This is a genomic window from Actinoplanes sp. NPDC049118 (assembly GCF_040648555.1).
GTDB lineage: Bacteria > Actinomycetota > Actinomycetes > Mycobacteriales > Micromonosporaceae > Actinoplanes.
The window spans coordinates 155,949-167,529 of sequence record NZ_JBEZDY010000013.1 but is presented as its reverse complement, the minus strand read 5'-3'; the positions used below and the strand labels follow the sequence as shown (position 1 = coordinate 167,529).

The 11,581-nt window shown below is 73.8% G+C and carries 12 protein-coding genes; 11 read left to right on the top strand and 1 reads right to left on the bottom strand.

Annotated features, from left to right (window positions below):
- Positions 1–15: 15 nt before the first annotated feature.
- Positions 16–855 carry a PhzF family phenazine biosynthesis isomerase gene (locus AB0B58_RS22055; RefSeq protein WP_360226386.1) on the bottom strand — a complete coding sequence of 280 codons (840 nt, stop codon included), beginning with the start codon at positions 853–855 and terminating at the stop codon, positions 16–18.
- A gap of 103 nt (positions 856–958) precedes the next feature.
- Here AB0B58_RS22055 and AB0B58_RS22050 point away from each other — a divergent pair, with 103 nt between their 5' ends.
- The 11 genes from AB0B58_RS22050 (at position 959) to AB0B58_RS22000 (ending at position 11,560) form a co-directional block, all read left to right on the top strand.
- The gene (locus tag AB0B58_RS22050) at positions 959–2,383 is read left to right on the top strand and encodes a sigma 54-interacting transcriptional regulator (RefSeq protein WP_360226383.1); all 1,425 of its coding nucleotides are present in this window, start codon (positions 959–961) and stop codon (positions 2,381–2,383) included.
- A 2-nt stretch (positions 2,384–2,385) separates the two neighbouring features.
- Entirely contained in the window at positions 2,386–4,350 is a 1,965-nt protein-coding gene (locus AB0B58_RS22045; RefSeq protein WP_360226380.1) for a hypothetical protein, read from the top strand.
- A gap of 240 nt (positions 4,351–4,590) precedes the next feature.
- On the top strand, positions 4,591–5,235 hold the full coding sequence (locus AB0B58_RS22040; protein ID WP_360226377.1) for a CDP-alcohol phosphatidyltransferase family protein: 645 nt from the start codon (positions 4,591–4,593) through the stop codon (positions 5,233–5,235).
- Complete coding sequence (locus AB0B58_RS22035) at positions 5,232–6,131, top strand: DUF881 domain-containing protein (protein WP_360226374.1); 900 nt, start codon at positions 5,232–5,234, stop codon at positions 6,129–6,131. The genes AB0B58_RS22040 and AB0B58_RS22035 overlap by 4 nt, the downstream gene beginning before the upstream one ends.
- Positions 6,131–6,463 (top strand): small basic family protein, encoded by a 333-nt coding sequence (locus AB0B58_RS22030; RefSeq protein ID WP_184994733.1) that lies wholly within the window; start codon positions 6,131–6,133, stop codon positions 6,461–6,463. Before AB0B58_RS22035 ends, AB0B58_RS22030 begins: the two co-directional genes overlap by 1 nt.
- A 9-nt stretch (positions 6,464–6,472) precedes the next feature.
- The gene (locus AB0B58_RS22025) at positions 6,473–8,425 is read left to right on the top strand and encodes a DUF881 domain-containing protein (protein ID WP_360226370.1); all 1,953 of its coding nucleotides are present in this window, start codon (positions 6,473–6,475) and stop codon (positions 8,423–8,425) included.
- A 28-nt stretch (positions 8,426–8,453) separates the two neighbouring features.
- The gene (gene gcvH, locus AB0B58_RS22020; protein ID WP_360226367.1) at positions 8,454–8,834 is read left to right on the top strand and encodes a glycine cleavage system protein GcvH; all 381 of its coding nucleotides are present in this window, start codon (positions 8,454–8,456) and stop codon (positions 8,832–8,834) included.
- 201 nt (positions 8,835–9,035) lie between these two features.
- Entirely contained in the window at positions 9,036–9,488 is a 453-nt protein-coding gene (locus AB0B58_RS22015; protein WP_184994731.1) for an FHA domain-containing protein, read from the top strand.
- Positions 9,489–9,556: 68 nt separating this feature from the next.
- Positions 9,557–10,237, top strand: a complete 681-nt coding sequence (locus tag AB0B58_RS22010; RefSeq protein WP_360226363.1) for a MerR family transcriptional regulator — start codon at positions 9,557–9,559, stop codon at positions 10,235–10,237.
- Between the two features lie 161 nt (positions 10,238–10,398).
- Entirely contained in the window at positions 10,399–10,863 is a 465-nt protein-coding gene (locus tag AB0B58_RS22005) for a bifunctional nuclease family protein (RefSeq protein WP_354722151.1), read from the top strand.
- A gap of 139 nt (positions 10,864–11,002) precedes the next feature.
- On the top strand, positions 11,003–11,560 hold the full coding sequence (locus tag AB0B58_RS22000; protein WP_360226360.1) for a MerR family transcriptional regulator: 558 nt from the start codon (positions 11,003–11,005) through the stop codon (positions 11,558–11,560).
- Positions 11,561–11,581 lie beyond the last annotated feature (21 nt).

Sequence of the window (11,581 nt, the reverse complement as noted above, 5' to 3'; positions counted from 1 at the left end):
ACTGTAGTCGCGGGCCTATCCGGCGATCGGCACCGCCGTGCCGCTGACCCGTACGCCCTGCTCGCCGGGGGTCAGGGCGACGGTGAGCCGGCCGGGCCGCCCGAGGTCGTCGCCCTGCGCCAGGTGCACCACCGCGTCGGCGGGCACCAGGCCGAGCTCGCGCAGGTAGCCCCCGAACGCGGCCGCCGCGGCGCCGGTTGCCGGGTCCTCGTAGACCCCGCCGACCGGGAACGGGTTCCGCACGTCGAAGCGGTCGCCGGCCTCGCGCCAGACCAGCTGGACGGTGGTCCAGCCCCTCGCCTCCATCAGGGACTTCAGCGCGGGCACGTCGTAGTCCAGGTCGGCGAGCCGGCGACGGCTCGCCGCCGCGATCACCGGGTGGTACGCGCCCGCGTAGGCGACCCGCGGCGGCAGCGCCGGGTCCAGGTCGCCCTCCCGCCAGCGCAGCGCCGCCAGCAGGGCCTGCAGGTCGCCGCCGGCCAGGCCCGAGACGCGGGCGCCGACGCTGGTCAGCGTGGCCCGCCGCCGGTCGTCGACGGTCACCGGCACCTCGCCTGCCCCGGTGACGAACACGAACGTGCCAGGACCCTGCCGGTCGGCCAGGGCCACCGCCGTGCCGACGGTCGCGTGCCCGCAGAACGGCACCTCGGCCAGCGGGCTGAAGTACCGGACCCGGTAGACGCCCGCGCCGCGGTCCTCGGTGAGGAAGGCGGTCTCCGAGTAGCCGACGTCCGCCGCGATCGCCCGCATCGCGTCCTCCGACAGACCGCTCGCGTCCAGGATCACGCCCGCGGGGTTGCCGCCGGCCGGGTCGGCGCTGAACGCCGCGTAACGCAGGATCTCCTCGTCGCTCATGTCACCAAGCGTTGCGGTACCCGGCCGGGCGCGACAGAGCCAATTCGCCGGGGCTGGACGCGGGCGCCGTCACTTGTCACAGGGCGGGGGTAGCGTTTCCGAAGTGACCGAAGCTCCCACACAGCTCGTACCCGCACCACCCGCCGATCTTCCGCGCACCCTCGGCGTGCTCCGCGCCAGCGGCCACGCGTTCCGCTCCGTGAAGCAGGAGCTGCGCGACAACCTGCTCGACCGCCTGCGCCGGGGCGCTCCGCGCTTCCCCGGCATCGTCGGCTACGACGACACCGTGCTGCCCGAGGTCGAGCGCGCCCTGCTCGCCGGCCACGACATGGTCCTGCTCGGCGAGCGGGGGCAGGGCAAGACCCGGCTCATCCGCGGGCTCGTCGACCTGCTCGACGAGTGGACGCCGTACATCACCGGCTCCGAGCTGCGTGAACACCCCTACCACCCGCTCACCCCGGCGACCCGGCGGCTCGCGGCCGAGGCCGGCGACCTGCTGCCGATCTCCTGGCTGCACCGCTCCGAGCGCTACGGCGAGAAGCTCGCCACCCCGGACACCAGCGTCGGCGACCTGATCGGCGACGTCGACCCGATCAAGGTGGCGCAGGGCCGGGCCCTCGGCGACCCGGACACCATCCACTTCGGCCTGGTGCCGCGCACCAACCGGGGCATCTTCGCCGTCAACGAGCTGCCCGACCTGGCCGAGCGCATCCAGGTCTCGCTGCTCAACGTGCTGGAGGAGCGCGACATCCAGGTCCGCGGCTACCAGCTGCGGCTGCCGCTCGACCTGCTGCTTGTCGCGTCCGCCAACCCGGAGGACTACACCAACCGCGGCCGGATCATCACCCCGCTCAAGGACCGCTTCGGCGCCGAGATCCGCACGCACTACCCGCTGGAGATCGAGCTGGAGACGGCGCTGATCCGGCAGGAGGCGGCCCTGGCGGCGGCGGTGCCGGACCATCTCGTCGACGTCATCGCCCGGCACACCCGCGCGGTCCGCGAATCGCCGGCCGTCGACGCCCGCTCCGGCATCTCCGCCCGGTTCGCCATCGCGGCGGCCGAGACCGTCGCCGCGTCCGCGCTGCGCCGGGCCGGGCTCCGCAACGAGCGCGAGGCCGTGGCCCGCATCTGCGACACGATCTCGGTGACCAGCACCCTGCGCGGCAAGGTCGAGTTCGAGAGCGGGGAGGAGGGCCGCGAGACCGAGATCCTCGGCCACCTGCTGCGCCTGGCCACCGCCGAGACGTTCCGGGCCCGGCTCGCCGGGCTGGACCTGTCCGGCTTCACCGACCTGGTCGCCGGTGGCACCGTCATCGAGACCGGCGACCTGGTCTCGGCGCAGGAGCTGCTCGGCCAGATCGGCACCGTCCCCGGGCTGGCCAAGGTCCTCGACCGGCTCGGGCTCGGCGACGCGCCCAGCCCCGGCCAGGCCGCCTCCGGCGTCGAGTTCGTCCTGGAGGGTCTGCACCTCACCCGCCGGCTGGCCAAGGAGCTGACCGACGACGGCCGCATCCGCTACGGGAACTGACCATGGCCGGCAACAGATTCCGGTACGGGGCCTGGCGCGACGGGCCCGATCCGCTCGCGCCGCCCTACGACGTGCGGGGTGCCGTGGACGAGGTCGGCGAGCGCGTGCTCGCCGGCGGCAGCCTCCGCGACGCCCTGCGTGACCTGCTGCGCCGCGGCCCCCGCGAGGGCCGCGGCCTCGACGACCTCGAGGCCCGCGCCCGGCGGCTGCGCCGCGAGACCCTGCGCCGCGGCAACCTCGACGGGGCGGTCACCCGGGCCCGGCAGCTGCTCGACCAGGCCGTCGCGGCCGAACGCGACGCGCTGCGCGGCCGCGACGACGACGAGGCCCGCTTCAACGAGGCGGTGCTGGACAACCTGCCCCGCTCCACCGCGCAGGCCGTGCAGGAGCTGTCCGACTACGACTGGGCCAGCGAGGAGGCCCGGGACACCTACCGGCAGATCCTCGACGGGCTGCGGCGCGAGGTGGTCGAGCAGCGCTTCGCCGGCATGCGTGACGCGCTGCGCGGCCGCGACCCGGCGACCGACGCCCGCGTCGCGGAGCTGGTCGGCGACCTCAACGACCTGCTCGCCCGGCACGCCCGGGGCGAGGACACCGACGACGCGTTCCAGCGGTTCATGCAGAAGCACGGCGACTTCTTCCCGGAGAACCCGCGCACCGTCGACGAGCTGATCGACTCCCTGGCCCGCCGGGCCGCGGCGGCCGAGCGGCTGATGCGCTCGCTGAGCCCGCAGCAGCGCGAGGAGCTGTCGCGGCTCATGGACCAGGCCCTGGGCGACGGCCCGCTGCGCGAGCGGCTCGCCGAGCTGACCGACAACCTGCGGGCGCTGCGTCCCGACCTCGACTGGAACCGCGGCGAGCGCATGCGCGGCGACGAGGACCTCGGCTACGGCGACGCCACCGCGGCCCTGGGCGAGCTGGGTGAGCTCGACGACCTGCTCGAACAGCTCGCGCAGGAGCACCCCGGCGCGACCCTCGACGACGTCGACGTCGAGGCGGTGGGGCGTCAGCTCGGCCGCGCCGCCGCCGACGACGTGCGCCGGCTGCGCGAGCTCGAACGCGAGCTGCGCCGGCAGGGCTGGGTGACCCGCGACGACGACGGCCTGACGCTGTCGCCCAAGGCGCTGCGCCGGCTCGGCCGCACGGCCCTCGCCCGGGTCTTCTCGGACCTGTCCGGCAGGAAGGGCGGCGAGCACGACCTGCGGGACGCGGGCGCGGCCGGCGACCTGATCGGGTCGTCGCGGCGCTGGCAGTTCGGCGACGAGCAGCCGCTCGACGTGGTCCGCACGATCGGCAACGCGATCCGCCGCCGCGCCGGCGGCGGCGGCGTCGGCACCCTGCCGGTACGCCTCGAGCCGGAGGATTTCGAGGTCGCCGAGACCGAACGCCGGGCCTCAGCCGTGGTGGCGCTCTGCGTCGACCTGTCCTACTCGATGTTCGCCGACGGCCGCTGGGGCCCGATGAAGCAGACGGCCCTGGCGTGCTCACACCTGGTGGCGACCCGGTACCCGCAGGACTCGCTGCAGATCATCGGCTTCGGCAGGTACGCGATGAGCCTGTCGCAGGGTGAGCTCGCCGCGATCGAGCCCGACATGGTGCAGGGCACCAACCTCCAGCACGCGCTGAAGCTGGCGGGGCGCCACCTGCGCCGGCACCCCGGCGCGGAACCGGTCGTGCTGGTGGTGACCGACGGCGAGCCGACCGCGCACCTCGGGGAGGACGGCCAGGGCTACTTCAACTGGCCGACGCTGCCCGAGACCGTGCGGCTCACGATCCACGAGGTCGACCTGCTCACCCGCTACGGCGCGACGCTGAACGTCTTCATGCTGGGTGAGGACCCGGGCCTGCGCCGCTTCGTCGACGCGGTCGCCCAGCGCAGCGGCGGGCGGGTCTTCAGCCCCGACATCTCGGAGCTCGGTCGCTACGTGGTCGACGACTACGTGCGCAGCCGCCGCGGCCGCCGCTGACCCGGGTTTCATCCTAGGACGCCTTAGGGGTTGTGCGCGGAGCGACGGCCTTCGCACTGTCCGCGGCCGGGGTCGACCGGGGCAGCGACGGGCCTGGTTATAGTGGCTCGGCGAGTGACCGGCCCGGGTGCGCCCGGCCGGCCGGCAGGGGGCCGCCAGCGGGCCGACCTCGACGATCGGGGCCGCGGAAATGACGTCCACGGGTGGGGACCCGGGGCCGGCAGGGGGGAGAGGGGCGCGATGTCGCAGCAGCCTGCGCGCGTGACGCCCGTACCGGCCGCGCCGATCGCCGCCTCCGACCGGATCTGGACGATCCCCAACGTCATCAGCTTCGTCCGGCTGCTCGGCGTGCCACTCTTCCTCTACCTGCTGCTCGGCCCGCAGAACGACGTCGCCGCCGTCATCGTGCTCACCCTCGGCGGGACCACGGACTGGGTCGACGGCTACGTGGCCCGCCGGATGAACTCGGTCAGCCGCCTCGGCGAGCTGCTCGACCCGTTCGCCGACCGGCTCTACATCCTCGCCACCCTGATCGGCTTCACCGTGCGCGAGGTCGTGCCCTGGTGGCTGACCGTCGCCCTGCTGCTGCGCGAGGCCGTGCTCGGCGTCGCGCTGCTGGTGCTGCGCCGCCACTCCTACGGACCGCCGCCGGTGCACTACCTCGGCAAGACCGGCACGTTCGTGCTGCTCGGCGCGTTCCCGGTGCTACTGCTCGCCGAGGCCGTGCCGTCGACGGCGGCGGTCGCCCTGCCGATCGGCTGGGCCCTGGCCTGGTGGGCGCTCGGCCTCTACTGGGCGGCGGCGGTGCTCTACCTGGCGCAGGCCCGGGCGATGCTGCGCGCCGACCGGGCCGCGCAGGCCCGGATCAGGGCCGTCGCCGGATGACCTCGCCCGACGTCGGTGACGGGCAGCGCCGGTTCGCGCCCGACTTCCTGACCGAGCTGTTCCACAACCCGCTCGACCCCGGTTACGCCGACGCCGCCGCCCGCAAGGCGCGTGGCGAGGGCGTCGCCGGCACCCGCAAGAAGGTCATCAGCGCGGTCAGCGCGCTGACCCTTGTCGCGCTCGGCTTCCTGCTGGTGGTCGCCTACCAGCAGACGATGGCCGCCGAACCGGCCCGCACCCAGGCCCGGGAGACCCTGATCGAACAGGTGCAGGGCCGCCGCGCCGAGACCTCCCGGCTGCAGGCCCGCGCCGACCGGCTCCGCGCGGAGGTCGCCGACCTGCGCGAGAAGCAGCTCGGCGGCGCGGCCGTGGCCCGGCTGCGGGACATGGAGGCGGAGACCGGGCTCGCACCCGTGCGCGGACCGGGCGCCAAAGTCACGGTCGCCGACGGGCCGACCCCGGTCGACCCGCTCACCGGCGAGCGCAAGAACGAGGCCCGGGTCCGCGACACCGACCTGCAGATGGCCGCCAACGCGCTCTGGGCGGCGGGCGCCGAGGCGATCGCCGTCAACGGCCAGCGACTCACCGCGACCTCGACCATCCGGCAGGCCGGCGAGGCGATCCTGGTCGACTTCCGGCCCGTGACCACGCCTTACCAGGTGGTCGCGATCGGACCGGACTCGCTCGCCGACGACTTCCGCGACGGCTCGGCCGGCCGGTTCTTCCGGGCGCTGAGCACCCGCTACGGCATGACGTACGAGGTCACCGACGTCAAGAACGTCACCCTCGACGCCGCCACCGAGCCGAACCTGCGCCAGGCCGTGCCGGTCGCACCGGCGTCCGCGGCCCCGGGCGCTCCGACGTCCCCGTCCAGCAAAGCGTCGAAAGGCGGCTGATGATCGCCGTACTCGCCCTGATCGCCGGAGTCGTGCTCGGCATCGTCTTCCACCCGACGGTGCCTCCCGCCCTGCAGCCGTACCTGCCCATCGCGGTCGTGGCCGCGCTGGACGCGGTCTTCGGCGGCGTGCGCGCGAAGCTCGACGGGATCTTCGACGACAAGCAGTTCGTCGTCTCGTTCATCTCGAACGTGCTGGTCGCGGGCATCATCGTCTACCTTGGCGACCAGCTGGGCGTCGGCGGCCAGCTCTCCATCGGCGTCGTTGTGGTGCTCGGCGTCCGGATCTTCGGCAACGTGGCCGCGATCCGCCGGCACCTGTTCCGGGCATAGGGGCTGCCGATGAGCGACGACGAGAAGACGGGCGGGACGCCGGCGACGCCCGGCGAGTCCGGCGTGCCGGCGGCCGTCCGGCAGCCGATCCCCGACCCCGTGCCGGCTCCCGGTGCCGTGCCGGCCTCCGACCCCGTGCCGGCCTCCGACCCCGCGTCGGCTTCCGGTGCCGTGCCGGCCTCCGACCCCGTGCCGGCTTCCGGTGCCGTGCCGGCCTCCGACCCCGTGCCGGCTTCCGGTGCCGTGCCGGCCTCCGATGACGAGCCGGCCCCGGCCGCCGAGCCGGCCCCGGAGATCGCGGACGACGGCCCGGCGTCGGGCGTTGACTCCCCGGCCTCGCCTTGGCCGGGGGCGCCGACCGACCCGCCGCCCCCGACGGCCGCAGGCACGCCGGCCGACCCGCACGCCCCGACGGCCGCGGCGGCGGTGACCGACCCGCACGCCCCGCTGGTCGCGGGGGCGGTGACCGACCCGCATGCCCCGGTCGCCGCGGACGGGCCGACCGTTCGCCTCACCCCGCCGGCCCCGCCGTCGGCCGCCGCCGCGTCCGGACCGGGCGGCCCCTTCTACCCGCCGGATCCGGCGGGAGCCGTGGCCGGCGGGGCCGGGCCGACGTGGTTCGGTGCCGCGGCGGATCCACGCACGCCCTCCGGGCCGCCTGAGCCGCCCGTGGGGGACGGCGACGAGCCGACCGGGGTCTGGCCCGCCGCCGGCGATGACGAGGCCACCACGCTCCTGACGCCCCCACCCCCGCCGGCTGCCGACGACGAGCCGACGGTGCCGTCGCTCCGGTCGCGCCTGGACGGCGGCGAGACGGTGCGGCTCCAGCCGCCGTTCTTCGCGCCGGGCACGTCGAGGCTCCCTCGCGTCCCGCCCGCCGGGACGCCCGCGGCGGCGCACGACTCGCGGTTCGACGACCCGCAGTCCGACGCCGCGCGGTTCGACGACCCGCCGGCCGGCGACGTGCCGGGCCGGGAGACGCCCGCCGGCCACGGACCCACGCCCGCCCCGCCGTTCGGCGAGCCGCCGGACCGCGAGGCGCCCGCCCGGAGCACGGAGTCCGATCGGGCGGAGACCCGGCGGTCGCCGGAGCGCGAGACGCCCGGCCGCGAGGCTCCGCGGCGGGACGATCCGGGTGCGTCCGGGAGCGTTCCGGACGAAGACGCGCCCGCGGTGTCACCCGAAACGGTGATCGCCGGGGAGGCCGCCGCCGGGACTCCGGAGCCGGCGCCCGCCGGGGAGTCCGCCCGGGAACGGGAGAAGGAGCGCCGGGTCACCTCGGCCGGCGCGCTCATCTGGGTGCTGCTCGCCCTGCTCGGGTTCACCCTGGTCGTGCAGCTGCGCAGCAACGACGCCGATGCCGGGCTGGCCACCGCGCGCCAGGAGGACCTGGTCGGCATCCTCAGCGACCTGGAGGCCCGGGATCAGCGCCTGCAGCAGGAGATCAACGCCCTGGAGGAGAGCCAGCGGCAGCTGACCTCCGGCGTCGCCGGGCGACAGGCGGCGCTGGCCGAGGCCGACAAGCGGGCCGACGAGCTCGGCCTGCTGGCCGGCACGCTGCCCGCGCACGGGCCCGGGTTGAAGATCACCATCGACCCCCGCGGCCAGCCGATCAAGGCCTCGCAGATCCTCAATGCCGTGCAGGAGCTGCGCGGCGCCGGCGGCGAGGTGATGGAGATCGCCGGCGACAACGGGGTCTCGGTCCGGATCGTCGCGTCGTCGTATTTCGTCGACGCGGACGGCGGCCAGGTGATCGTCGACGGAGTGCAGCTCAGGGGGCCGTACACGCTGCGGGTGATCGGGGTGCCGTCCACCATGCAGACGGCGCTGCAGATCCCCGGTGGGGTGGTCGCTTCGGTGAGCCAGGCCGGCGGTAACGTGACCATGGAGCAACGCAGCACGGTCGACGTGACCGCGGTGCGTCAGCCCACCAGCCTGCAGTACGCGCGTCCGGTCAAGTGAACGGGCGCGCTTGTCAACGGAGGAATGTGTGATTCCTGAGGACCTGCGGTACACGGCCGAGCACGAGTGGGTGTCCGGCGACGGTTCCGCGCCCGTGCGGGTGGGCATCACCCACTACGCGCAGGACGCGCTCGGCGACATCGTGTTCGTGCAGCTGCCCGACGCGGGCACGGTGGTGCGGGCCGGCGAAGCGCTCGGTGAGATCGAGTCGACCAAGAGCGTCTCGGAGATCTATGCGCCGGTCGCGGGCACGGTGGTCGCGATCAACGCCAGTCTCGCCGACGAACCGGAGCTGATCAATGCCGAGCCCTACGCGGCCGGCTGGCTCGTCGAGATCGCCCCGGAGGATCCGGCGGTGCTCCAGGGCCTGCTGTCCGCCGAGGCATACAAGGCTCTGACCAACAGCTGATCGCCCGCGCGTCTGGTTGCCCGCTATTTCGCTGCTGACTAGGCTCGCGGGGCACATGTAGAACTGTTATTACTTCGAAACCGATAGTCGTGCCGTCCGGACCTCCGGGCAGCGGCGGGGGGCGCTGCGCTCCGGACCCGGTCCGGTTCGCTCACCCCGTGTCGTCGGGCGGCGACCGAAAAAGATCCGTGAGGTGGTCCGATGACGCGCCCAGACGACGAGTTTCCCCCACTCGACGTCACGTCCACGCTGAACCTCGGTGCGCTCGACGAGGTGCTCGAGGGCCCCGAGACCGACGTGGTACCGAGCCGGATGTCCGGTTCGCTGCCGCCCGGTATGGCGCTGCTGGTCGTGCGCCGCGGACCCAATGCGGGTGCGCGGTTCCTGCTGGACCATGACGTGACCACGAGTGGCCGGCATCCCGACAGTGACATTTTCCTTGACGACGTGACGGTCTCGCGCCGCCACGCCGAATTCCATCGCGACGGTGGCACGTTCACGGTGCGCGACGTGGGCTCGCTGAACGGCACCTACGTCAACCGGGAGCGGGTCGAGTCCGCAACCCTCGGCAACGGGGACGAGGTCCAGATCGGCAAGTTCCGGCTGGTCTTCATCGCCGGTCCCCGCCCGGAGGGCGAGGGAAGCGGGGCGTGAACCCGTCGGGGGCGGCCGCGCACGACCACCAGAGCCCTCGCGCTCAGGGCGGCCGTGACAGTGCGCTGATGAGCATCGGGGAGGTGCTGGCCCAGCTGCGTACCGAGTTTCCGGACACCACGATCTCCAAGCTCCGGTTCCTGGAGGCGGAGGGGCTGGTGGACCCGCAGCGCACCGCCTCCGGTTACCGCAAGTACTCGTGGAACGACGTGGCCCGGCTGCGGTTCGTACTGACCGCCCAGCGGGACCAGTACCTGCCGCTCCGGGTCATCCGCGAGCAGCTCGAGGCGCAGGAACGCGGCGACGACCCGTTGGCACACCGGCGGCCGTCGCTGGTGGCGGTCGGCTCGGAGGCCGAGGTGCCGGCGGACGCCGCCGACGCCCGGGTGTCGCGGGCCGACCTGGTGGAGCGTTCCGGCATCGCCGAGCAGATGCTCACCGAGCTGGAGCAGATCGGCCTGGTCACGTCGCGGCCGCCGGGCTGGTACGACGGCGACGCCGTGGTGATCGTCGAGGCCGTGGTCGGGCTGGTCCGGCACGGCCTCGAGCTGCGCCACCTGCGTGCGTTCCGGACCGGCGCCGACCGCGAGGTCGGGCTATTCGCCCAGCTGCTGACGCCGCTGATGCGCCAGCACGACCCCGCGGCCCGGGCCAGGGCCGCGGAGACCGCCCGTGAGCTGCAGGCGCTCTCCCAGCGGCTGCACGCGGCGCTGGTGCGGGCCGGCCTGCGGGACACCCTCGGGCGCTGAGGGTTCGCGGGGTGCGGCCCGGGTAAGCCTGAGAGACGGGCAACGCGTGGCGCCGGCCCCCGGGGGCCCGTGTACCGTGCAGGATAGGCGTGAAACAGCCTGATGGTCGCCCTTCGGGCGGCTTTACGGGGCGGGTACGACGTGCGACACGGAGGCGGGCAGTGCGCGAGCTGAGCGTGGTCGGGGTTCGGGTGGAGCTGCCCAGCAACCAGCCGATCGTCCTGCTCAGGGAGGTCGACGGTGATCGCTACCTGCCGATCTGGATCGGGGCGGTGGAGGCGACCGCCATCGCGTACGAGCAGCAGGGTGTGAAGCCGGCCCGGCCGTTGACCCATGATCTGCTCCGGGACGTCCTCGCCGCGCTCAAGGCGCCGCTGAAGGCCGTGGAGATCACGGAGCTCAAGGAGAACGTGTTCTACGCCGACCTGCTGATCGGCGACGACCTGCGGGTCTCGGCGCGGCCCAGCGACTCGATCGCCCTGGCCCTGCGCGTGGGCGCCCCGATCCGGTGCGCCGACCAGGTGCTGACCGAGGCGGGCATCGTCATCCCCGACGAGCAGGAGGATGAGGTCGAGAAGTTCCGCGAGTTTCTCGACCAGGTCCGCCCGGAGGACTTCGCCGGGTAGTTCCGGCATCGACGATCACCAAAGGTCCAGTCGTCCGTACGCGGCGTGTCGCGGCATTACCTCCCTGTTTCGCGACGCGCTGAGTTATACGCTCGTGAAGTCCAGGTGAAGCGGCACCGCGCAGCGGGGAGGTAGTCGCGTGCACGAGTCAGACTCTGATGAGGGTCCACTTGTCGGCGAGGACGGCGTTACCGGTTATCGCGGAGTGACGGCATGTCAGGCGGTCGGCATCAGCTACCGCCAGCTGGACTACTGGGCCCGGACGACCCTTGTCGTGCCGAGCATCCGGGACGCCTCGGGCTCCGGCACCCAGCGGCTCTATTCGTTCCGTGACCTGGTGGTCCTCAAGGTCGTCAAGCGTCTGCTGGACGCCGGCGTCTCGTTGCAGAACATCCGCCGGGCCATCGAGACGCTGCGTTCGCGCGGCGTCGAGGATCTCGCCGGCATCACGCTGATCTCCGACGGCACCACCGTCTACGAGTGCCGGTCGCCGGAGGAGGTCGTCGATCTGCTCCAGGGCGGCCAGGGCGTCTTCGGCATCGCGATCGGCGGCGCCTTCAAGGAGATTCAGGGCTCGCTGTCGCACCTGCCCGCCGAGCAGGCGTCCGCGCCGCAGCCGGTCGGGACGAACCTGCCGGCCGAGCCCGCCGCCGGCGACGAACTCGCCGCCCGCCGCGCCCGCCGGCGCGCCGGCTGAGCCCGTTTCGTTGCCGTAACG